The organism is Myxococcus sp. CA051A, assembly GCF_013336705.1.
GTDB lineage: Bacteria > Myxococcota > Myxococcia > Myxococcales > Myxococcaceae > Myxococcus > Myxococcus llanfairpwllgwyngyllgogerychwyrndrobwllllantysiliogogogochensis.
This window is the reverse complement of the sequence record NZ_JABUMS010000001.1, coordinates 797,172-819,648: the sequence shown is the minus strand read 5'-3', so window position 1 is coordinate 819,648 and position 22,477 is coordinate 797,172. Positions and strand designations below refer to the sequence as shown.

Annotated in this window: 20 protein-coding genes; 14 read left to right on the top strand and 6 right to left on the bottom strand. The window is 68.7% G+C overall.

Annotated elements, in window-relative coordinates:
- Positions 1 to 80: 80 nt before the first annotated feature.
- A complete protein-coding gene (locus HUA74_RS03290; RefSeq protein WP_174453381.1) occupies positions 81 to 809 on the bottom strand; it encodes a PaxA in 729 nt (242 codons plus the stop codon).
- A 178-nt stretch (positions 810 to 987) separates the two neighbouring features.
- Here HUA74_RS03290 and HUA74_RS03285 point away from each other — a divergent pair, with 178 nt between their 5' ends.
- The 3 genes from HUA74_RS03285 (at position 988) to HUA74_RS03275 (ending at position 6,714) form a co-directional block, all read left to right on the top strand.
- Positions 988 to 1,956: a hypothetical protein gene (locus HUA74_RS03285; RefSeq protein ID WP_174453380.1), complete on the top strand. Its 969-nt coding sequence runs from the start codon at positions 988 to 990 to the stop codon at positions 1,954 to 1,956.
- 29 nt (positions 1,957 to 1,985) lie between these two features.
- Positions 1,986 to 4,787, top strand: a complete 2,802-nt coding sequence (locus HUA74_RS03280) for a TonB-dependent receptor (RefSeq protein ID WP_174453379.1) — start codon at positions 1,986 to 1,988, stop codon at positions 4,785 to 4,787.
- A 94-nt stretch (positions 4,788 to 4,881) separates the two neighbouring features.
- A complete protein-coding gene (locus HUA74_RS03275; protein WP_174453378.1) occupies positions 4,882 to 6,714 on the top strand; it encodes a 5'-nucleotidase C-terminal domain-containing protein in 1,833 nt (610 codons plus the stop codon).
- Between the two features lie 60 nt (positions 6,715 to 6,774).
- Here the strand turns inward: HUA74_RS03275 and HUA74_RS03270 are convergent, their stop codons facing one another.
- Positions 6,775 to 7,518 (bottom strand): M28 family peptidase, encoded by a 744-nt coding sequence (locus tag HUA74_RS03270; protein WP_174453377.1) that lies wholly within the window; start codon positions 7,516 to 7,518, stop codon positions 6,775 to 6,777.
- Between the two features lie 191 nt (positions 7,519 to 7,709).
- Here HUA74_RS03270 and HUA74_RS03265 point away from each other — a divergent pair, with 191 nt between their 5' ends.
- Positions 7,710 to 8,363 carry a TetR/AcrR family transcriptional regulator C-terminal domain-containing protein gene (locus tag HUA74_RS03265; protein ID WP_174464784.1) on the top strand — a complete coding sequence of 218 codons (654 nt, stop codon included), beginning with the start codon at positions 7,710 to 7,712 and terminating at the stop codon, positions 8,361 to 8,363.
- Positions 8,364 to 8,469: 106 nt separating this feature from the next.
- Positions 8,470 to 8,955 (top strand): hypothetical protein, encoded by a 486-nt coding sequence (locus HUA74_RS03260; RefSeq protein ID WP_371817185.1) that lies wholly within the window; start codon positions 8,470 to 8,472, stop codon positions 8,953 to 8,955.
- A gap of 153 nt (positions 8,956 to 9,108) precedes the next feature.
- Here HUA74_RS03260 and HUA74_RS03255 read toward each other — a convergent pair whose 3' ends face one another.
- Positions 9,109 to 9,747 carry a glutathione S-transferase family protein gene (locus tag HUA74_RS03255; RefSeq protein WP_174453375.1) on the bottom strand — a complete coding sequence of 213 codons (639 nt, stop codon included), beginning with the start codon at positions 9,745 to 9,747 and terminating at the stop codon, positions 9,109 to 9,111.
- A gap of 297 nt (positions 9,748 to 10,044) precedes the next feature.
- Here HUA74_RS03255 and HUA74_RS46565 point away from each other — a divergent pair, with 297 nt between their 5' ends.
- Positions 10,045 to 11,403, top strand: a complete 1,359-nt coding sequence (locus HUA74_RS46565; protein WP_174453374.1) for a M57 family metalloprotease — start codon at positions 10,045 to 10,047, stop codon at positions 11,401 to 11,403.
- Between the two features lie 115 nt (positions 11,404 to 11,518).
- Here HUA74_RS46565 and HUA74_RS03245 read toward each other — a convergent pair whose 3' ends face one another.
- Together HUA74_RS03245 and HUA74_RS03240 are read right to left on the bottom strand one after the other, a co-directional pair.
- Positions 11,519 to 12,106: a YdeI family protein gene (locus HUA74_RS03245; RefSeq protein WP_174453373.1), complete on the bottom strand. Its 588-nt coding sequence runs from the start codon at positions 12,104 to 12,106 to the stop codon at positions 11,519 to 11,521.
- Complete coding sequence (locus tag HUA74_RS03240; protein ID WP_141642729.1) at positions 12,093 to 12,521, bottom strand: VOC family protein; 429 nt, start codon at positions 12,519 to 12,521, stop codon at positions 12,093 to 12,095. Before HUA74_RS03240 ends, HUA74_RS03245 begins: the two co-directional genes overlap by 14 nt.
- 77 nt (positions 12,522 to 12,598) lie before the next feature.
- On the opposite strand from HUA74_RS03240, the gene HUA74_RS03235 reads away from it, so the two are divergent.
- The 6 genes from HUA74_RS03235 to HUA74_RS03210 all read left to right on the top strand — a co-directional run bounded on the left by HUA74_RS03235 (position 12,599) and on the right by HUA74_RS03210 (position 19,351).
- The gene (locus tag HUA74_RS03235; RefSeq protein WP_174453372.1) at positions 12,599 to 13,318 is read left to right on the top strand and encodes a YafY family protein; all 720 of its coding nucleotides are present in this window, start codon (positions 12,599 to 12,601) and stop codon (positions 13,316 to 13,318) included.
- A gap of 249 nt (positions 13,319 to 13,567) precedes the next feature.
- A complete protein-coding gene (locus HUA74_RS03230; RefSeq protein ID WP_174453371.1) occupies positions 13,568 to 14,191 on the top strand; it encodes a hypothetical protein in 624 nt (207 codons plus the stop codon).
- Between the two features lie 6 nt (positions 14,192 to 14,197).
- Positions 14,198 to 15,541: a hypothetical protein gene (locus HUA74_RS03225; protein ID WP_174453370.1), complete on the top strand. Its 1,344-nt coding sequence runs from the start codon at positions 14,198 to 14,200 to the stop codon at positions 15,539 to 15,541.
- A gap of 16 nt (positions 15,542 to 15,557) precedes the next feature.
- Entirely contained in the window at positions 15,558 to 17,378 is a 1,821-nt protein-coding gene (locus HUA74_RS03220; RefSeq protein WP_174453369.1) for a hypothetical protein, read from the top strand.
- A gap of 680 nt (positions 17,379 to 18,058) precedes the next feature.
- A complete protein-coding gene (locus tag HUA74_RS03215) occupies positions 18,059 to 18,508 on the top strand; it encodes a hypothetical protein (RefSeq protein WP_174453368.1) in 450 nt (149 codons plus the stop codon).
- A 3-nt stretch (positions 18,509 to 18,511) separates the two neighbouring features.
- Positions 18,512 to 19,351, top strand: a complete 840-nt coding sequence (locus HUA74_RS03210) for an amidohydrolase family protein (RefSeq protein WP_174453367.1) — start codon at positions 18,512 to 18,514, stop codon at positions 19,349 to 19,351.
- Between the two features lie 27 nt (positions 19,352 to 19,378).
- Here HUA74_RS03210 and HUA74_RS03205 read toward each other — a convergent pair whose 3' ends face one another.
- Positions 19,379 to 20,731, bottom strand: coding sequence for a sigma-54 dependent transcriptional regulator (locus HUA74_RS03205; protein ID WP_174453669.1), 1,353 nt, complete (start codon positions 20,729 to 20,731; stop codon positions 19,379 to 19,381).
- Between the two features lie 369 nt (positions 20,732 to 21,100).
- On the opposite strand from HUA74_RS03205, the gene HUA74_RS03200 reads away from it, so the two are divergent.
- Together HUA74_RS03200 and HUA74_RS03195 are read left to right on the top strand one after the other, a co-directional pair.
- Positions 21,101 to 21,751 (top strand): SRPBCC family protein, encoded by a 651-nt coding sequence (locus tag HUA74_RS03200; protein WP_174453366.1) that lies wholly within the window; start codon positions 21,101 to 21,103, stop codon positions 21,749 to 21,751.
- Between the two features lie 53 nt (positions 21,752 to 21,804).
- Complete coding sequence (locus HUA74_RS03195) at positions 21,805 to 22,476, top strand: TetR/AcrR family transcriptional regulator (RefSeq protein WP_174453365.1); 672 nt, start codon at positions 21,805 to 21,807, stop codon at positions 22,474 to 22,476.
- Position 22,477: the final 1 nt, after the last annotated feature.

Here is a 22,477-nt window from a genome sequence, read left to right as displayed (position 1 = left end):
CGCTGAAGCGCTGAAGCCGCCCCGAACACCACCTCCAGCGCCGCGAGGCTTCGCGCGGCGGGCTGGAGGCGGGAGCGCGCCTACTGGATGGTGATAGGGATGTTGTAGAGGAAGCACACCGGGACCTTCTGGGGCTTGTACTCCCAGCCCGCCTTGAGTCCCTGGATGATGTCCTCGTCCGCGCCAGGCACGGACTTCACCGGCGTCACTTCGTACACGCTGCCGCTGGTGGAGACGCACACCTTGTAGATGCCCTGCAGCGTCTGACCGCGGTGGGACTGCTTGAACACCTCCGACAGGCGCGGCGACGTCTGGCGCACCACGTCACGCTGGATGACGAAGGGCGGCACGTTCTTGGGCTTCACCGGCTCGGCGGGGCCCGTTCCACCCACCACCCCGCCCACGACGCCTCCCACCACTCCTCCAACAACCCCACCCGCTACCCCGCCGGCCACACCTCCCTCGACACCGCCCTCTTCGGGGGGCGCCTCGGGCTCCGGCTCCGCGGGCTCCGGCTCAACGGGCGCCTCCACGGGGACGGGTTTGACCTCCACGGGCGTGCGGAGCTCCGTCCGGGGCTTCTTCTCCACCTGACGGGGCGTCGTCCTGCTCGGCGCGGGTGGGGGCGGCGGAGGCGGCGGAGGCGGGGCCTTGACGAGGTTGAGCACCACCTCGATGGGCTGCTCCGCCTCGAGGGCGATGGGCTTCACCAGCAACATCAGCACCGCCACGATGCCGACGTGCACGGCAATCGAGAAGGCGGCAAAGCCGAGGATGCGCGAGGGAGGGTCGGTCTGCTGCGCGAACATGCCGGGGCAGGGCATACCACAAGCTGGGGAAGAGTCCTCGGGATGTAATCGTGCTGCGCCAGCAGAACGGGGGGTCTGTCACGAGGACGCCACTCAACTGATACCTGAGGACCTGAGACTCGTGCTAGAGGGCCGCCACCTCGTCCCATCCCCAGAGGTTTTTTCCGTGCAGACAAAAATGAAGTGCGTACTCGGGCTCGCGGCAGCCCTGAGTGCGGTGGCGTGTGGTGAGTCGAACGAGGAGGTCGGTGACAAGTACCAAGGAGTCATCGACGCCACGAACCTCGACTCCAAGTTCAGGCCCACCAGCGGCATCTACCGGCCGGCGGCGGCCCGGGTGAGGGGCACCAACGTGCCCTTCTACAACCTGGGACAGGTCGCGACCGAGCGCAAGGATGACCGCGGCGTGCTCACCAACTCGGGCGTCCCCGTGGACGAGACCGGACGTCCGTTCCTGCCCGCGAGCAGGGTGGTCGCCACCTCGTACGACTTCGCGGACGGCTGCAAGACGGGCAAGGCGGACTTTGACTTCCGCCTCGACAGCTACCCGGAGACGGTGCAGTGGCCCCTCTTCGCGGCGCTACCGCTGACCGTCACCGGCAACACCACGCCCCCCGTGCTGCCCCTGATGAAGGTGGCGCGCTGGACGGGCACGGGCGCCGAGCAGTGCAACTCCATCAAGGACGTGGCCTCGCTCACCAAGGGTGCCTTCGGTGGCGCCGCCGAGGAAGAGACGACGCTCGCCCTGCGCGCCATCATCGACGTGTCCGCGCAGCTCAACCCCCTGCGCACGGGCTCCGAGTTCACCGCCCAGGGCGGCTGGTACCGCGGCCTGCAGCTGGCCTACCTGGACGGCGGTCCCGTGCAGGTGGATGAGACCGGCAACGTGCGGGTGATGGACGGCGTCCTGGTGAGCCCGCCGACGGGCGCGCCCACCACGGAGACGCCCGTGTACCTGTTCTCGGCCCTCCCCGGCGAGGAAGGCTGGTCGCCGGTGGTGCGCCTGCGCACCTTCACCGCGACCGCGGCGAAGCCTGCCTCCAGCTACACCGGTCTGTGCGTCGACACCTGCGCGGAGACCGAGCTCAACCTCTCCACCGTCACCCGGTACGCCGGCGTGCTCTTCGTCGTGGGGAGCACCCTGTGAGCGCCACCCTTTCTTCCCAGAGCCCTTCCATGAAGACGCCTTTCTTCCGGGGCGGCGGCGCGCTCGCGCTGCTGCTCGCGCTCGTCGCGGCCCTCCCCGTGCCCGCCCTCGCCGCGGGCCAGAACTACGGCCGCATGGCCGGCTACGTCTATGACCCGACGGGCGCCCCGCTCGCCGAGGTGCCCCTCACCGTGACGGGCCCGGCGCTGCTGCAGCCCCAGTCGCGCACCAGCGGCGAGGACGGCCGCTTCGAGTTCGACACCCTGCCCCCGGGCGAGAACTACACCCTGGAGGTCAACGTCCCGGGCTTCGCCCCCATCAAGAAGACGGGCATCACCGTCCTGCTCGGCCAGGCCTCGCAGGTGGACGTGAAGCTGGAGGTGTTCACCGAGCAGACGGCGGTGGCCACCTACGAAATCGTCGAGAAGGTCAACCCCATCATCAACCCGGACTCCGCGCAGATGGGCGCGGTGATGAACGCGGAGAAGGCGGCCACCTCGCCCGTCTTCACGCAGGTGCAGGCCATGCCCCAGCTGGTGGCGGGCGTGGGCAACGGCAACGCGCCCAGCCTGCGCGCCGGCCTGTCGCGCTACGGCAAGTTCTTCATCGACGGCATGGACACGTCCGACGTGGTGGACGGCAGCATCAGCTCGCCGATGAGCTTCTACGCGGTGGAGAACTTCGAGGTCATGACCGGCGGTCTGGACGCCCAGTACAACTCGCTGGGCCTCATCCAGAACGTCGTCAGCAAGAGCGGCTCCAACAAGTTCACCTACGACGTGACGATGATTCTCTCGCCGGCGTGGGCCAACGCGAAGTACCGGGGCGCGGCCAACCAGAACCCCAACGTGGCCAACTACACGCAGAACGAGGTGCCGCTGTCCGAGACGGCCTTCTACAGCCCCCTGGTGGGCGTGGGCGGCCCCATCATCAAGGACAAGCTGTGGTTCTACGTCTCCGGCCAGTGGAACTTCTCCCAGCGCGACACGCCGCTGGGTGAGGAGAGCCGCACGACGGACACGCAGACGCGCCTGGCCCGCCTGAAGCTCACCTGGCAGCCCACGCCGAAGGACCGCCTGTCCCTGGCGTTCAACTACGACAACAACACCATCACCAACCAGGTCGCCTCGACGTTCGCCGCCCCGGAGGCGGAGACGCAGATCGACCGCGGCGGCTTCTTCGCCATCGTCAACTACGACCGCAGCATCTCCGACAACGTCCTCTTCCAGCTCCAGACGGGCACCACCTTCAAGGACATCTGGCAGGGCCCCATCGACGAGGACTCGCAGGAGATTTCCCACACCTACAACAGCGTCACGTACCGGAACGCCGGCGCGCTGCGCAACGAAGTGGGCAACCTGGTCACTGAGAAGCGCATGCGCTACCAGTTCGACCCGACGCTGCTCTTCAAGCTCAAGAACCACCAGATGAAGGCGGGTCTGCAGTTCAGCTACCTGAGCGGCGACAAGACCACGCAGGTGATTGGCAACCAGCGCTTCAATGACCGCAACGGCGAGTGCAACCCCGAGGACCCGTCGACCTTCCAGTTCTGCAACGAGCGCCTGGACTTCTACAACACCGACGGCGCGCAGGCCCCGCTGACCACCGAGGCGGGCACCCTCATCTCCAGCGCCTTCCTCCAGGACCGCTGGAACGTCAACCGCTACCTCACGCTGGTCGCGGGCCTCCGCGCGGACGTGGGCCGCCTGTATGGCGACGACAACCAGTTCATCACCAACCTGGTGGGCGTGGGCCCGCGTCTGTCGGCCACCTACGACTTGTTCGGCAACCGCAGCACGCTGGTCAAGGTGCACTACGGCCGCTCCAACGAAGTGGGCGACGTCTTCATCGCGCAGCACGCCAACCCGGAGCTGACCACGGTGCGGTCCACCTTCGCCGGTGGCGCCTTCGCGGACTGTGCGCCGGACACCGTCGGCAACCCCCAGTGCAGCGTGTCCGGTGGCGCTTCTGGCCGCTACTTCGACAAGACGAGCCACACGCCGCCGCACGTGGACGAGCTCGCGCTCGGCCTGCACCACGCCATCACCGAGGGCTCCGTCATCGGCGTCGACCTCACCTACCGCAAGTACGCCAACATGTGGGTGGACGAGGAGATGAACCGCGTCTGGGATCCGTCCGGCACGCGCGTGGTGGACTACGTGGACGGCGTGAACCACACCATCGTGAAGATCCACAACCCGGATGACGCCTGGCGCGACTACAAGGGCATGGACCTGTGGGCGCAGGGCAAGACGGGCCCGTGGGATCTGCTCGCCAGCTACACCCTCGCCTACAGCAACGGCACGGTGGGCGACTACTTCGACGGCTACGGGGTGAACCCGCGCTTCAAGCGCTTCTTCGAGGGTCCGTCCCCCGAGGACATCCGCCACACCATCAAGGGCGCCATCGGGTACACCACGCGGTTCGGTCTCGATTTCGGCGTGCGGTTCAACTACCGCACCGGCGCGCCCATGTGGATGTTCACCGAGGGCACGGTCGACCGGCAGCGCGTGTCTCGTTCGGAGCGCGGGACCGGCCACTCCTACAACACCAACACCGGCCTGCCGGACTTCAATGACCCGGCGGCCATCTCCGAGCTGCGCCAGCCGAGCCAGTTCATGTTCGATGTCCAGGCCCGCTACGACCTGAACCGCATCGTGAAGACGCAGGAGACCAAGATGGAGCTCACGCTCATCATGTTCAACGTCCTGAACAACAGCGACGTCACCTTCGTTCAGGAGCAGTACCGCCCCACGAACAACCGCTTCGGCACGGCGACCAGCCGCCGCAGCCCGATGCAGGCCGAGCTGCTGCTGCGCGTGCGCAACTAGCCACACCCGCGCACTTGGGGCCCTCGCTTCCGGAAGTCCTGCTTCGGAAGCGAGGGCCCTTGAATCCGGCGGGGACACCGTTCTAGACGGGCGTGTGACTTCCGCCATCCGTCCCTTCCGCCTCGGGCTGCTGTCCGCCCTCCTCGCCGCCTGCGCCTCGTCCACTCCGCCCGTGCCGGAGGCCGCTCCGGTGGCGCCCGCGCCCCCGAGCGAGGTGAAAGCCGCGCCGGCCCCCCTGCGCATCACCGTGGTGGGGACCAACGACTTGCACGGCTGGGTGATGCCCTCCCGCGCCACGCTGCCGGATGGCACCGGGGTGGAACAGGGCGGCCTGGCGACGCTCGCGGGCTACGTGTCCATCCTTCGGGCGGAGAATCCGGACGGCGTGCTGCTGCTGGACGGAGGCGACCTCTTCCAGGGCACCCTCGCCTCCAACCTCACCGAGGGCGAGGTGGTCATCAGCGCGATGAACACGCTCGCGTATGACGCCTCGGCGCTCGGCAACCACGAGTTCGACTACGGGCCCGTGGGGCCCCGCTCGGTGGCGCTCGACGGGGATGACCCGTTCGGCGCGCTCAAGGCGCGAATCGCCCAGGCGCGCTTCCCGGTGCTCGGGGTCAACGTCACCGACAGCCAGACGGGCGCGATTCCCACCTGGCTCGGCAACGAGGGCATGCGGCTGGTGGAGCGGCGCGGGGTGCGCATCGGCATCCTCGGCCTGGCCACGCCCCACACGCCGCAGGTGACCAACCCCGTGAATGTGGCGAGCCTGCGCTTCGCGCCCCTGGCTCAGTCAGCGCTCGCCGCGGCCCAGGCCCTGCGCGCGCGGGGGGCCGAAGTAGTGGTGGCGGTGGCGCACGCGGGGGCGGTGTGCAAGCGCCAGGACGACCCTCGCGACGCCTCCTCGTGCGACCGCGGAGACAGCGAGATTGTGGAGCTGCTGGAGAACCTGCCCGAGGGGACGTTGGACGCGGTGGTGGCCGGGCACACGCACCAGCCCGTGGGCCACTTCATTCGCGGCACGCCGGTCATCGAGACGTCGGGCCGGGGCCGCGCGTTCGGGCTCGTGGAGCTCTTCGTGGACCCGGTGACGCGCAAGGTGCTCCCCGAGCAGACCGTGCTTCAGGGCTCCATCCCCGTGTGCGCGCGCATGGACGCGACGCTGGGCACGTGTGACGAGCGGAAGCTGAAGGCGGCGAAGAGCCTGGAGCTGGTCCCCGCCACCTTCCGGGGGCGCCCGGTGGTGGCCGACGCGGCGATGGAGTCACAGCTCACCGCGGCGTTCGCCCGCGTGGAGCAGGAGCAGAAGCGCTCGCTGGGCGTGCGTGTTCCCACCGCGCTCACGCGCAACTATGACGCGGAGAGCACGCTCGGCAACGTGCTGGCGGACGCGCTGCGCGAGGTCTCCGCGACGGACGTGGCGGTAATCAACAGCGGTGGACTGCGCGCGGACCTGCCGGCGGGCGAGCTCACCTACGGCGCGTTCTACGAGGTGCTTCCCTTCGACAACACCCTCGCCGTCATCACCGTCTCGGCGGCGGAGCTGCGCAAGCTGCTGGAGGCCGGCTTTGGGCGCAAGGGCGTCCTCCAGGTGTCGGGGCTGAAGGTGCGGGTGGAGCTGTGCAACGGGGCCTCGCGGCTCACCTCCGTCACCCTGCCGAACGGGAAGGCGCTCCCGGCCAACAAGCGATTCCGCGTGGCCATGCCGGACTTCCTGGCGCGCGGCGGTGGGGGGCTGGAGGACGTGCTCAAGACGCTGGCGCCCGGGAGCATCGACCTGGGTGAGCGTCAGGCGCTGACGCTGCGCGACGCGCTCGTGGAGCACTGGAAGACCCGGGGCAAGCCGCTGGCGGCTCCCGCGCTCGGACGCATCCAGCGCGTCACCGCGACGGCCGGCTGCCCCGCCGAGGCCGCCGGGAAGCCCTGACGGAGCAAGTCCCAAGGGAGACGCCCGCGCGCAAGGGTTTGCTTGCGCGCGGCGCGAAGGTCAGACGGCCCCCTTGGAGACCACCGCGTTGAGCAGCACGAACACCTCTCGCATGAACCCGTAGTCGAGGGTGTCCGGCGTATCCGTCGAGCAGTGGTAGTGCGGGTTGCGAAAGTTCCCGGTATCGGTCCAGAGCACAGCGGGCTTCCCGGCGGTCCAGAACGGGAAATGGTCACTGCGCATCAGGTCGGGCAGCAGGACGTGGAGCGGTCCCCACGTCTTCGCCGTCATCAACCGCAGCCCTGGCGACTCGGTCGAGTTGATGGCGCGGTCCATGATGGCGTTGGAGCGGCCCTTCCCCACGAGCCCGAGGAAGTCGGGCGCCCTGAGACTCTGGGGGACCCACGGAAACGGCAGCGCCTGGACCGGGCCTGAGCGTTTGCGAAAGCCGACCATCTCGAGCACGTGCGCCATACCTAGCTGGCAGGGAAGCGCCGGCAGTCCATGGGCGACGAAGTCACGGCTGCCCAACAGTCCATCCTCCTCCGCGTTGAACCCGATGAAGCCCACGTGCGGGCCCGCGTCGGATTGCGCGAGGACCCGCGCACACTCCAGCATCACCGCCAGGCCGCTCGCATTGTCATCGGCACCGGGGCAATCCGGAACGCTGTCGTAGTGGGCCGCCACGAACGTCACCGGCCTGCCCTTCGCGTGTCGAGGCAGCGCCACGACGTTCCGATATCGACCCTGGATTCGCACCGACAGGCCGTAGCGCTCGAAGGCCGCCCCGAGCTCGTCACGCACCCAGGCATTGTTCCGGGCGTTCGCGAAGAGGTGCCGGGGAACCGCGAGATGTTCAACCCACTGGCGCAGGCGAACCTCATCCGACTGCGTGGCGCCGTGGGGTAACGGAGTGGCTTCCTCGACCGCTCGCTCTCGAATCCACATGATTGACTTACAACGTAAGCTTATGGCGTAAGTCTGTCAAGGAAGCCATGAGACAGTCCACCAAACGCGAACCCCTTTCGAGAGAGCGCATCCTGCGGGCGGCACTGGGCGTCGTTGATAGCGAAGGGCTCGAGGCGATCTCCATGCGGCGTGTCGGGCAGGAGCTGGGCGTGGAGGCGATGTCCCTCTACAACCACGTCGCCAACAAGGCGGCCATCCTCGACGGCCTGTTCGAAATCGTCCTCGCCGAGATGCCCGCGGCGACGAAGGCGGCGACCTGGCAAGTCGCCCTTCGAGACAACGCGCGGGCCTTGAGGCTCGTGCTCCGCGCCCATCCGCACACGCTGCCGCTCTTCGCGACGCGCCCCGCCGTCACGCCTGCGTCCATCATCCACGTCGAAGCGGCGCTCGAACTGCTCCGGAAGGCGGGCTTCAGTGCCGATGAGGCCCTCTGCACCTTGCAGGTGATGGTGGCCTTCGTCGTCGGCCACACTGTCGCGGGCTACTCGCCGACCCGGCCCGAGGAGGAGTCCCGGCCCGCCTACGAGCAGCTCAGCAAGCAGGACTTCCCCCGCGTCCATGAGCTCGTGGCCGTCCTCGCCCGACACGACATCGAGAAGGAATTCGAGTTCGGGCTCGAGGCCATGCTCGCCGGGCTCGAGGCGCGGCTCACGCGGCGCAAGACGTCCCGGAAGGAGTAAGTCAGGGCCTGTCCGAATCAGGGCGGGGTTCGCCCTATATGCTCTCTACCGTGCGCGTTCAGTGGCCCCGAGGTGGGGCCTCGATATCCTGAACGGAGCGGCGCGCGTGCGGACACAGGGACAGAACGACGGGGCGGGAGACTTCGACTTCCTCATGGGGACCTGGCGGGTGCACAACCGTCGGATCAAGGAGCGGTTGAAGGGATGCACGGAGTGGTTCGCGTTCGAGGCCACCGCCGAGGAGCATCCCCTTCCTGGCGGACTCGGCAATCAGGAGACCTATCGCAGCGAGTTCTGGCCCGGCTTCGTGGGCCTGGCGCTCCGGGTCTACAACCCCGCTGCGAAGCAGTGGTCCATCACCTGGGTGGACAACCGGAACCACACCATCGACCCACCCGTGCTGGGCTGCTTCTCGGGTGACGTGGGCGTGTTCGAGACGAACGACACGTTCGAGGGCCGCGCCATCCGTGTGCGCTTCACCTGGACCCGACTGGGCCAGGACACCGCTCGCTGGGAGCAGGCCTTCTCTCCCGACGAAGGCCAGAGCTGGGAGACCAACTGGGTGATGGAGTTCACCCGCGTGAAGGCGTGAACGCCCCCAGGCCTCGGGAGCCGAGCTGTCGAGCCAGGCTCTCTTCACGCGGGATGAACCGCGCCTCCTCGCGAGAACCGACATGGCGTTGGGCGACCTGAATCCGGCGTACCTGCCCGTGGGGGCACGCGTGGGGCCCTGGCTTGCCCGCTCTCAGCCCGCTTCGACGCGGTCGCAGTAGGCGTCGAACGCCTTCTTCCAGGCCGGGCGCGCGATGCAGCGCCGCTGGAAGGCGAGCACATTGGGATGGTCCTTGACGACACTCTCGTCGATGCCGGCGCCCAGCACATGCGTCATCAAGAGGTCCGCGACGGTGAACTCGTCGGTCGCGACGAACTCCCTGCCCTCGAGCCAGCCGTCGAGCTGCTTCAGGCGCATGGCCCCCCACTGGTGAAGCGCATTGCTTCCCTGGGTGCCCTTACCGCCGTTCAAGTCGACGAACCACGCGGTCAGGAGCGGGACTTCAATCGTGTTCAACGCCGCGACGCACCAGCGCAGCACCTGCGCTTCGCCGGCGAGGTCGCGCGGCATCAGCTTGCCGCTCTTGCGCGCGAGGTAGAGCAGGATTGCGCCCGACTCGGTGACGACCACGCCGTCGTCGTCGATGACCGGAATCTGTCCGAACGGATTGAGCGCGCGATACGCGGGCGCATCGAGGTCGTGCCTCGGATGATCCATCCCCACGACCTCGTATGGCAGCCCCATCTCCTCCAGCGCCCACAGCACGCGCAGGTCGCGGGTCTTGCCGCGGGCCATCTTGTTCACTCGGGCGAAGCCGTAGACCTTGAGCATGCGCGAATCCTACTTCGCGCGGATGGAGCGTCCAGGCCTCGTTGGGCTTCACCATCGCATCCATGCGCCTCTGGCTGCGATAGACAGGGACAGCCCCGAGTCCGACGTTCCGCGCTCCGAGTCCGGATGACCCGCGTCAGGGCGGAGAGGCATTCGCCTCGCGATCCATCCAGACATCAACAGTTAGTCAGGCTTTTACGACATTGCCGGCCTTGAACAGGGAAATGCTTGGTGGGCCGTGTCGCCTGGCCTGTCAGGCGGACGGCGCATCCCCCGCTGTCCGCGAAACGAGCCCCCATGTTCAAGAAAGCGGCAGTCCTCGTGGTGAGCTGTGGCGCGTTGCTGGTCGGCTGCGGCCCGGACCCGCAGGCAGAGAACGAGGAGATCATCTCCAACCTGCTGGAGGCCGGCTTTCCGGCCGACGACATCCTGGTCGCCGACGACGCCGTGTATGTGGGCCGTGACGCGCATGTGACGCTCGAGGCGTCCCGGGAGATGCTTCAGGTCCCCCTGGAGAGCGCGGAGCAGTACCGCACGACCAACCTCGTCGGTTCGAGCGTGACCAGGATTTGCGTCAACTCCACCGCCACCTTCGACAGCTACCCCATGCTGAGCCAGGGGCTCGACCTGGCCATCGCCAACTACAATGAACGGGGTCTGCGAATCACTTTCGCGCGCGGTCCGGCCACCGGCTGCACCGCGAACATCACCGCGCAGACCACGTCTGGGACCGGAGGCTCCGCCGGCTTCCCCTCGGGCGGGCTGCCCTACGGCATCATCAACATCGGCACCGGCCTGAACGACTACAGCGCCGACGTGAACGAGCACGTCATCACCCACGAACTGGGCCACGCGGTCGGCTTCCGCCACTCGGACTACTACAATCGCAGCATCAGCTGCGGCGCTGGCGGGGACGAGGGAGACGCGGGCGTGGGCGCCATCCACATCCCCGGGACTCCGACCACGGCCGTCGTCGGCGGCTCCGTCATGAACTCCTGCTTCCGTTCCACCGAGACTGGCGAGTGGACCAGCTCCGACAACACCGCGCTGGACGCCCTCTACGGAGGCACGGTCCCGAGCTGCTCCAGCTACAACTTCATGTCCTACCGTGGGCAGAACGGGACGCAGATTCGATGCAGCTGCCCTGCCGTGAGCGGGGGCGTCGTGTGGGGCACGGACCTCTATACCGACGACTCGAATGCCTGCGCGGCCGCGGTGCATGCGGGCGCGATTCCCTCCACCGGAGGCACGGTGGTCGTCGTCATCCAACCGGGACAGAGCAGCTACACGGGCACCACTCGCAACGGCATCACCACGCTCTCCTATGGCGCCTGGGGTGGGAGCTTCTCTTTCCAGCTTCCACCGGCGCAGAGCTGCTCCAGCTACAACTTCACGTCCTACCGTGGGCAGAACGGGACGCAGATCCGGTGCGGTTGCCCGGCCGTGAGTGGAGGAGTCGTGTGGGGCACGGACCTCTATACCGATGACTCGGATGCCTGCGCGGCCGGGGTGCATGCGGGAGTGATTCCCGCCACGGGAGGCACGGTGGTCGTCACCATCCAACCGGGACAGAGCAGTTACACCGGCACCACTCGCAACGGCATCACCACGCTCTCCTACGGCGCCTGGGGAGGGAGCTTCTCCCTGGGCAGATAATCGCCACGTTGGCTGACGGCATGGAGGCGGGTCGGGAGGGGAAGCGCCACCGGCTCTTCATCGCGGACATGGACCTCCCGGGGGTGCGGCAACTCCCGGGGGGCGTGTAGACGACTCAAGGGTCTTCGGAACCGAGCGAGTCGACGATGCGCCGCACCTGCTTCGTGCGGCCCGTCTCCGTGCGCGTCGTCACGATCTCCAGGATGAGGGCATACCGCCGGGTCTTCCCGAGCGCCTCGAAGGCTCGCGCGGCCTGGGGGTTCGCGGACAACGCGGCCGTCAGGTCGCTGGGGACGGTGGCGTTCCGCTGCGACTCGTAGGCAGCGGCCCAGCGCCCATCGGCCTGGGCGGCTTCGACTTCGGCGAGCCCCGCCGGTCGCATCCGGCCCTCGGCGAGCAACGCCTCCACCTTCCGCACATTCACGCGGGACCAACGGCTGCGCGGCCGGCGCGGCACGTACTTCTGGAGATAGAAGCGGTCATCGAGGGACTTCCTCAGGCCCGATATCCAGCCGAAGCAGAGCCCCACGTCGACCGCCTCGTCGTCCGTCAGCGAGGTGATGCCCGTCCCCTTCTTGGCCAGCTTCAACCAGACCCCCTCGGGCGCGCCGCCGTTCTCCTCCAGCCACGCCTCGAACTCCGCCACGCCGCGAAACGCCCTCACCGGGGCCTCGGCGACGACACCCCGCTCAGCGCGCGGCATCGCGGGCTCCGAGGACGTCCAGGTAGTGCCGATTGAACATGACACCCAGCACGTTGCCGAAGGGGTCGATGACCGACGCCGTGACGAAGCCTGGGCCCCGCTCGGTGACGCCCTCGAGGAGCTCGGCCCCCTGCGCGAGCAGTCGTGAGAGCGCTCCAGCGACGTCATCGACGTGCCAGTAGACGACCGCCCCACCCCGGCTCGTGGCGATTCCCGGGGGCGCGAACCGTCGGTCGATGATGCCCAGCTCGTGCTGATAGTCGCCGATGCGGTACTCGACGTAACCGGGGCCGCGCCCGGCGGCCTCGCTGCTGAAGTAGGGCTCCACGCCCAGCAACTCCGAGTACCAGCGGGTCGCCGCCCGGAGGTCGTCCGCCCAGAGGTTGATGGTGCTCATTCCGCGCATGAAGGTCATGGGTCTCTCGTGTCCGGGGCCGCGTTCGTTCGCGACACAGTGACCATCCCCTCTAAAGGTGACAGAATGAGTCACGTTTGAAACGCGAACCCGTCATCGACCGCCTGGACCGCGTCCTCGGCCTCCTCGCCTCACGCCCATCGTGGACCGCACCAGAACTGGCGGAGGAATTGGGCGTCTGCGTGCGGACCATCCGCAGAGACCTGTCCCGGCTCGCGGCCCGGGGTGTCCCCATCGAGTCCGACGCGGGGCGAGGCGGCGGCGTACGCGTGCCGCCACGAACGGGGCTGGGGCGCGTTCAGCTCGACACCCGGGAGGTCCTCGACCTCATGCTCGCGCTGGCGCTCGCGGAGCAACTGGGCTCACCCCTGCTGCTCTCCACGCTCAAGGGCTTGCGGCAGAAGCTCTCCGCCTCGTTTCCACCGGAGGAGCGCACCCGGGTGAGCGGGCTGCGCCGGAGGATTCTGGTCGGCCCCAGCTCGCGGAACGTCGCCGCGACGTGGAAGGCCCCCAGCCTCGCGGTGCTCCGTCCCATCCATGAGTCGTTCTTCGAGCAACGCGCGCTGGAGCTGACCTACCGCTCGAACGACGCGAGCACGGTGCGCGTCGTGGAGCCGCACTACCTGCTGCTCAGTTGGCCCGCCTGGTTCCTCCTCGTCTGGGACCACCTGCGAGGCGCGGTGCGCATGCTCCGCGTCGACCGCATCGAGGCGGCGCGCGTCACCGAGTCGACGTTCCGCGTGAGGAGCTCGGAATCGATGCTCGCCACGCTCGGCGATGTCTTCGCCGCGCTCTGAGCGACAGGGCCGCGAGGCAAGACGAATCGAGTCAGCGGCGGGCGCACCGTGCGGGATAGCGACCGCCAGCGGGCGCACCGAAGCACGCTTCGCCAGATTCCTCGTCCACTTCCCGCCGCCGAAGCGCGCTTCGCTCGCGTCACCACTCGCTCCGAGGAGCGCGGCCCTCGAATGGGTTGGCACAGCCGCTGCTAGGTCCCGCTCAACCGGTGGCCACACAGCCGGGCCCATCACACGAGGACCAGACCCATGCATGACGTGGATCGTACGTACCAGGAGCTGGAAGGTGAGTCGTTCGAGTTCGAGTTCAATGCCGAGGGTCCATGGGGCGAGGTCTTCAACGAGACTGAGCTGAATGAGCTCGCCGCGGAGTTGTTGGAGGTCAGCAACGACCAGGAGCTGGAGCAGTTCCTCGGCAACCTCATCAAGCGGGCGGGCAGCGCCCTTCGCAAGGCCGTGGACAGCCCGCTGGGCCAGAAGCTCGGAGGTCTGCTCAAGCACGCGGCCCGACAGGGCCTGCCGATGGTGGGCCGCGCGCTCGGCAACCTGGTGGCCCCGGGCATCGGTGGCGTCGTGGGCGGCAAGCTGGCCCAGCGGGCCGGGCAGGCCTTCGGGCTGGAGCTGGAGGGGCTGAGCCAGGAGGACAGCGAGTTCGAGGTGGCCAAGCAGTTCGTCCGGCTCGCCGCGGATGCCTCCAAGGCGGCGCTCTCCGCGGCGCCGGGTGGCTCGCCCCAGCAGGTGGCGGGCGCGGCCGTCCAGCAGGCCCTGCAACGCTTCGCCCCTGGCCTCGTCCCGGCGCGCGCCGCGAGCAGCGCCGGCACCACCGGCCGCTGGGTGCGCAAGGGCAACACCATCGTCCTGTACGGGGCCTGAGCCATCATGTCCGCCAGCTCCTTCGCCTCCTGGATGCTGTCGCAGGAGGCCCGCGCGCTGCTCACCCGGCTCGAGCGCATCAAGTCCTTCGCCATGTCGGAGACGATGGTTCCCGCCGCCACGCTCTCGATGGAGGCGCAGGCCGCGGTGGAGCGCTACCTCATCCAGGGGCGCCGTGAGCTGCGGACCCAGCTTCACCGATACATCGCCTGGATGGAGGGCCCCGAAGGTCGAAGGGCCACCCCCGCCGAGGCACAGCGGCGCTTCACCTTCCTGCGGCTGCGGTTCAACGTGGTGCTGTCGCACTTCGACATCTTCAGCGAGGCGTTGAGCCAGCGCAGCGAGGCGGAGAACGGCGTCTGGCTGGCGGGGCTGGACGTGCTCTCCCGGGACGCGCTGGCGCTGCCCGGCTACTACGAAGTTCCCCCCGTCATCTGCTACCTCGCCCGAGGCCCGGGAGCCGCCATCCGGCGCGCCCGCACACGGCTGCCCGGCGGCGGACCGAACCCGGCCGCCATCATCCGCATCCCTCGCGAACGGATGATTGGCAGCAGCCTCGCCTCCTCGCTCTTCCACGAGGTGGGCCACCAGGGCGCCGCGCTGCTGGACCTGGTGGCGTCATTGCGCGGGGCCCTCCAGGACATCGCGCGGGAAGGCTCCGGCGACGCGCTGGCCTGGAGCCTGTGGGAGCGGTGGATGTCGGAGGTCGTCGCCGACGCCTGGTCGGTGGCTCGCCTGGGCGTCACGTCCACGATGGGGCTGATGGGGGTGGTGAGCCTGCCCAGGCCGTTCGTGTTCCGGCTCGACGTGGACGACCCACACCCCGTCCCATGGATTCGCGTGAAGCTGAGCTGCGCGCTGGGAGCGCACCTGTTCCCCCATCCGCAGTGGGCGCGGCTCTCCCACCTGTGGGAGGAGTTCTATCCCGTGAGGGGGCTGTCCAGGCAGTACCGCCAGGTGCTCGATGCGCTCGAGGCCAGCCTGCCGCGCTTCGCACGGTTCCTCATGGAGCACCGTCCCGCCTCCCTGCGCGGCCACTCGCTGGCGGAGGTCCTGAAGACGCAAGAGCGGCAGCCGGCGCGGCTCGGCGCGCTCTACCGGACGTGGCGCGAGCGACGCTCGGGCATCCGGGAGGCGTCACCCTCACTGGTGTTCGCCGTCATCGGACAGGCCAGGGCCGATGGCGTCATCTCTCCCGAGGAGGAGAGCCAGGTCCTGGCCGAGCTTCTCAAGTACTGGGCACTGCGCGGCACGCTCGACGCATCGGAGACGTGCGCCTCTCGCTCCAAGTCACGGGCCCTGGCCTCCGCGCTCAGGGTCCCCACGTTGCCGCGGAACTCCGTCACCTAGCTTTGGAGGAAGAATCATGGCTCGCGTCACCCTCGTCGCCTCACGCACCACCGTCACGCCCGGCCCCTCGGGTGCCCAGGTGACGTTGACGGCATCCGCCGACTCACCCAATCCCGAGGTCGCCCACCGCGTCTACGAATGGAGCGTGGACGAAGGCACCGTCACGCCCCGGCAGATGCGGACCACCGGCCAGGACGTCGAAGCCTCGACGACCTGGACGATTCCTCCGACGACCCAGGAGCGCGAGCTCACGGTCCGCGTCACGCTGCGGGAGTACACGCGGGACACGAACGAGGACCCCGTGTCCATCCATGACGCCCGCCAGCGCGTCCTCGCTCATGCGGGGGGAGCCCCGGATGTCCGGCAGGTGGTGCGCGACACCCTCAACGAACTCAAACCGTTCGCGACGCACCACCCCCACGACGGCGTCGTCCCGGTGGGGCTGCAACGCACCCAGCATCCGTTCACGAGCGACGCCATCCTCTGGATGGTGATTCGCAAGAGCACCAACGGAATCTCCTTCAACGAGTACAGCCAGTTCGTCGAGGACCACCTCTACGGGACGGGCTCGCCCCAGTCCCACGAGTCGCTCCAGTCCCAGTCTCCCATGCCCCGCCCCCGAATCTCGGGGGTGGATGCCTATCGGAAGCTGCGCTCCCTGACGGAGTGCTTCTTGATGCTGCGCACGGGCGTGCTGGCGGACTTCTCGAAGCTGCTCGACGGCCTGAAGGCAGATGAGGAGAGCGGCCGGCTGGGGCGTGCCCTTCCCAAGGACTTCAACACGCTGTGGACCGACTACCTGGTGGACGTGAACGGGAGCGAGGATGTGGCGCTCCCGTATCTGGCCATCATCCGCAACAAGTTCCCCGAAGTGCCGGTCATCGTGCCCCCGGGGCTCACGGAGGCGGAGCTCGCGGACTCCTACGGCGTCCTCCAGAAGAAGCTGAGCCAGCCGCCGCTGCTGGAGCTCATCTGGAACTACTGGCACGAGGAGGGAATGCTGGTCCAGGCGGTGAATCACATCAGCCAGCGCTTCCAGAACGTGCGCGGCCCCGGAGAGCGGGACCCGCTGGCGAACCTGGAGATCGACCCGCTGCGCCCCCTCAACAACATGCTGTGGGGCTACTTCCAGGACGAGCAGCGGCGGCTGAGCGTCGTGCGTCGCGCGTGCGAGTATGCGCACGAATATGGCTTCACGCTGCACGGCAGGGCGGTGGCTGGGATTCGCACCGCGGACCGGCGCTCGAAGTTCCTCGAGTCCTTCCACAACCTGCTTCACCTGTGCGTGCAGTTCTTCCGCAAGGACGACGACACCACCGTGGTGTCGGATGGCTTCCCGATTCTCAACGCGCTCAAGGAGACGCACTACGTGCTGGCGCAGGGCGCCCACAACCAGTTCGGAGACCTGCCCGCCACCTCGCGCCAGGAGATGCTCATCCAGCAGTGGATGCTGTCGCGCCCGGAGATGCGTGAGTTCCTCGGCGGGCGGGTGATGGTGCCCTATCCGGAGCCGTGGATGGACCGGGTGGACGCGATGAAGTCGCTCCAGGGCTGGACGGACGTCAGCTCCGTGCACTTCCACGACCTGGGAGTCTTCGGAGAGCAAATCCTGCTCTCCGTGCGCTACGGCGGCTGGAGCGTGTCCAACGACCCGAGCCAGGCAGCCAACTGGGCGCGCTACTGGCGGCCGGAGATTCAGGGCTACATCCACGCGTACCGGGCCGTGACGGGCGTGGACCTGACGGTGGTGCACACCGACCCGCAGCGCATGTCCGAACGAGACGTGCCGCCCTCGGTCCACCTGCGCAACCGGCTGGCCCTCCAGAAGAGGCGGTGACGGGGTTCACCGCCGTGCCCGACGTCACCGCGTCGCTCCAGGCACGGCGCACACCGGAGAGGAATCGCGCGGTGGAGAGGCTGACGGAGGCCCTCCACCGGAGACCACGGAGGAGAGGAGGACACGTCATGAATGAGTGGTACGAAGGCGAGGACGAGCAGGAGTCCGAGGGGATGGGCGAAGACGAGGCTCACGTCCGGCGCTCCTCCCGTCAGCACCCAAGGCGCCAGACGCGGGCGGTTCGCGCCAGCACGAATGTGAGAGGCACCGCGCGGCGGACGGGTCCAAGGCCCGCCCCTCCGAGGCAGGGGCGTGGCGTGAGGACGTGGAAGCCCGCCGGGACGAGGCGATGGCCCCGCATTCGCCCCTGGCGGCTGCTGGGACGGCCCGCCACATACGCCGTGCTCACGCCGCGCGCGGTCGAACCTCCACCCGCGACACCGGGGAACACCCCACCACCGCCGAGGGACGCCGCGTCCTCCGGTGCCGCCGCGCCACCCCCGCCGCCGTGGGACACCGAGCCCGGCGACGACACACCGCCCCCTTCCACGCCAGTGCCCTTCGATGAACCTTCGCCGGAGGACCTGCCCGTTCCCGCTGAGCCCGACGACGAGCCCCCAGCGCCCGACGCACAGGAGGTCCTCGTCTCCACGCCGCGCATCGCGTGGTCCAGGTCGAGGATGGAGCGCTACCCTTTCACCCAGCTTCCCGCTGGAGGCGGGGTGTACGTCGTGGAGGAGGACGGGCACCCGCTCCATGTGGGGGAGACAGACAATTTCCAGACGCACTGGCGCCAGCGCCTGACCGCCCTCTACGAACTGGGCTTCACGCGCCGGGGTGGGCGGCTCTCCAAGCCCATCACCGTCTGGTTCGGCCCCCTCATGCCCAACAGCCCGGCCGCGCGCGCGAGGGCGAAACGAGCCCTTCGCCGCGCGCTCACACGCTCGGGGGTCGTGCCCGCGGGCCGGCTGCGTGACACGGGGGCCGACCCGGAGGCCATCGAGGAGTCCGACGGGCGCGGCCCGCCCTCCCTCCAGGGGCTGCTCCCCCCAAGCGACTGGGGAGTCCAGGCCGCCAGGGCCTTGGGGCTCGCCCCTCCACGGCGCTCCGACGCGCGGTTCGGGACTTGAGGCATGCTCATCATCGACTGTCATTGTCACGCGGGGCAGGGAGACGGGCTCACCGGTCCCTGGGACACGGCCGCGCCGCTCCACCATTACCTGCGGCGCGCATCCGCCGCGGGCATCTCCCGCACGGTGCTGCTGGCCGCCTTCCATTCCGACTACGAGACCGCGAACCGGCAGGTGGCGCGCCTGGTGAAGCACCACCCGGAGCGTTTCTACGGCTTCGTCTTCGTCCATGCCGCCAGAGAGCGCGGACAGGTCTTCGAGCGCGTCCAGGAGGCCGTGCGGCGCCACGGCTTCCGCGGCATCAAGGTCCACCGACATGACGCGCGCATCACCCGCGAGGTATGTGAAGTGGCCCGGGCCTTCGGCCTGCCCGTCCTCTACGACGTGATGGGAGAAGTCTCCGGAGTGGAGCTGATTGCCACCGAGTACCCCGAGGTGAGCTTCATCATCCCGCACCTGGGCAGCTTCGCCGACGACTGGCGGGCCCAGCGCGCGCTGCTGGACCTCCTGGTGAGGCTGCCCAATGTCCACGCCGACACCGCGGGAGTGCGCCGCTTCGACCTCCTGGTGGAGGCGGTGGCGCGGGCCGGCGCGCACAAGCTGCTCTTCGGCTCGGACGGCCCCTGGCTGCATCCGGGCGTGGAGCTGGCCAAGGTGCGCGCGCTGGAGCTGTCGGCGCGAGACGAACAGCTCGTGCTGGGCGGCAACCTGCTGCGCTTGATGGGCCGGCGCCGTTCACGTCCGGTGGGGCGGGTGTCTCGCTGGGCGACGGCGGCTCCCACCATGGAGGACGAGGCCCAGGACCCCTGGAAGCCCGCGGACCTCCGGCAGCGGTGCTGCTGAGCCCCAGGCGTCGGTGCTCGGGGCGGGCTACGACGGCTCGCGCTGCGCCCGTCGGAGCTGGAGCGCGCGGTCCGTGACGCCCAGCCGCCGGGCCGCGCGCTGGACGTTGCCCTGCTCCTCCTCGAGCACCAGGCGAACCGCCGTGTCGGAGGCGCTCCGGCCAATCTCCTTGAGTCCCATCCCCAGCATCAACGCGCGCTGGATGGCCTGCGCGAACGAGGCATCGCACCACGCCCCAAGTCCCTCGACGGAGGGCAGCTCGTCGGGAGGGATGTCCCCCACGGTGATGGGCCCGGAGCCGACGTGCCTCTTGCAGATGCGGCCGATGAGCTGGCGCAGCTCACGGATGTTCCCCGGGTAGTCGCGCTTGAGGAGGAACTCACGCACATGCGGGTCCAGCTCCAGCTCGACATCGGGCCGCATCGCCCGGAGGAAGTGCTGGGCCAGCGGGAGGATGTCCTCGGGGCGCTCGCGCAGGGGCGGAAGCCGGCACACCCAGCTCTGGATGCGGTGGAAGAAGTCGCGGCGGAAGGCGCCCTGGGTGACCTCCTCGGACAGGTCGCGATTGGTGGCGCAGACCAGCCGGAAGTCCGTGTGCTGCCAGGTGTTGGAGCCCACGCGCTTGTACAGGCGCTCCTGCACCACACGCAGCAACTGGGCCTGGAGGGCCAGGGGTAGCTCCCCCACCTCGTCCAGGAACAATGTCCCCCCATGGGCCAGGGCGAAGGCTCCGTCCCGGAGGTTCGCCGCGCCCGTGAAGGCGCCACGCTCGTGACCGAAGAACTCGCTGCCCGACAGCTCCGGCACCACCGTCGTGCAGTCCAGCGTCACCAGCTCCCCCTTGTCCGGACGCCGGTCCAGTTCATGGATGAGGCGCGCCACCTCTTCCTTGCCCGTCCCGCTCTCCCCGAGCAGCAGCACCGAGGCATCCGTGAAGGTGGCCACCTCGACGAGCTGCCGCAGCACCGGCAGCCATGCGGGGGAACGCCCCACCAGCCGCCGCTGCACCTCGGGTGACTTGATGAGGCGCTCCACCTCGTGCCAGCGCTCCAGTCGGGCGGAAATCTCCGCCACCGCGTCGTGCGAGCCCTCCCAGGAGAGCACGTCCGAGGCCCCTTCTTGAAGCAGGCGCCAGCAAGCCCCACCCGCGAGTCCTTGGGCCGTCGTGGCCACCGCCAGCACCCGCGTCGACAGGCTCAGCCGACTGGCCCGCACAGCGTCCAGCGTCAGCGCGTCCACCTCATCGAAGACGAGCACCCCCAGTCCCGAAGGAGCTGCGTCCCCGCACACCAGGTCGATGCCCGCCGCGCCCAGGGCCTCCAGCATCCTCGGACGCAGCAAGCCCGCCCCACTCCCCACGAAGCGAATCCAGGCCCTCATGCGCGAGTCGCACGCCACATCCCACCCCCGGGTGATGAAGAGAGCCCACCTCATGGAGTGAGCCGGTGTTGCTGTCCTGCCATTAACGCACTCAAAGCCAAATCCCTCGAAACTACTTTCATCCCGCATCACAGGGCGCCCCCAAACGTCGTGCGCACCCCTGGCCCGACCCCATGACTTACAATCTCGCGACAAAGACTTTCATGAGGGCGCCACTCGAATAAGGCCTGCCCTTCCGGCACCCCACCCCTCCACACCTCCATGACGGGCTCCCGACGCGCGGCGCCACCGGGACGACCGGGGTCACCTTGACAATCCATGCCTTCACATCTAAATATCTTTTAGATTCGTCGTTCCAGGAGAACAGCCATGCCGCGGATCGCGACACCTGCCGTCACCCTGCTGTCCCTTGCCTGTGGTGTGTTCCTGAGCGCGTGCGCGACGCCCATCGGCTATGCGTCGGGGACTTCCGTCACGGAGCGGGACACGCTGCACCGCTCGACGCCGGCCCCCACCGTGGAGCCGGAGGCGCCGTTCATCGCGCACACGGTCGAGACCGACATCGCCGCGCCTCCAGAGGTGCTGTTGCCCTGGCTGGTGAATGTCCCGCTGGAGCGCATCCTGCTGGGAACCGAGAAGCTCGCCGGCATCGAGCGGACCGATGTCCTCTCCGCCTCCTGGGGCAGCCCTGGAGCGCGCCGGCGTGTGGTGCTGCGCGATGGGAACACCTCCCTCGAGGAGCTGCTCGTCGTCGAGGAAGGCCGTCGGTTCCAGTACGTCGTCTGGAACTTCACCAACGAGGCACGGCGCGCCGTCCAGTACGCGGTGGGCGAGTTCCGCTTCGCGCCGACAGCGACGGGGACTCACTTGACCTGGACCTATCGCTTCCGGGGCAATGGGTGGCCCACCGAGGGCATCCTCAAGGACTTCGTCGAGGAGGACTTCGCCGCCTATATGAAGGTCGGCATCGGGCACATCCAGAAGGAGTCGACGCTCGACCTGACGGCACGGCGGGACTGACGACTCGTATTGTCGCGGCCTATGCTCCCCACGAAGAAGATGGGAGTCACGTGGTGAGCACACCGAAGACGCGTCAGCCGGCAGCCAAGACGGCCAAGAAAGCCGCGAAGCCTCGCGGCTATCACCACCTGGATCTGCGCCGGGCGCTGTTGGACGCGGCCATCCAGTTCCTGCGGGAAGGCGACGTCACGGGGCTGACCATCCAGGTCCTCGCGCGGGCCGCAGGCGTGTCTCCCGGAGCACCCTACCACCACTTCCCGGACAAGCAGTCCCTCCTGGCGGCGCTGGCCACCGAGGGCTACGACCTGCTCGCGGAGCGCGTCGCACGGGCCGTGGCGAGTGAGCCCACCGTGGCGGGCAAGCTGACGGGAATCGCCACCGCGTATCTCTCCTTCGCGAAGGAGCACGCTTCGCACTACCGCATCATGTTCCTCCCCGAAATCGAGGACCGGGTGCGCTTCGCGTCCGTCCACGAGGCGTCCGACCGCTCCCTGCTGACGCTGTTCGAGGTGGTGGCCGAGGGCAACCCGGGGCTGCCGCCCGACGCCATCGTCGCCCGGGCCATCGCCGCCTTGTCCCTGTGCCATGGGTTCGCGTCGCTCCGGGCCGCGAGGGTGCTGGGAAACATCCCCGGCATTCCAAAGGTCGAGCTGCTCGAGAAGGTCGCCATCGCCGAGGTGGTGACCCTCGCGCTGGGAGCCGGACTGGGGCCTGCCCCGCGATGAC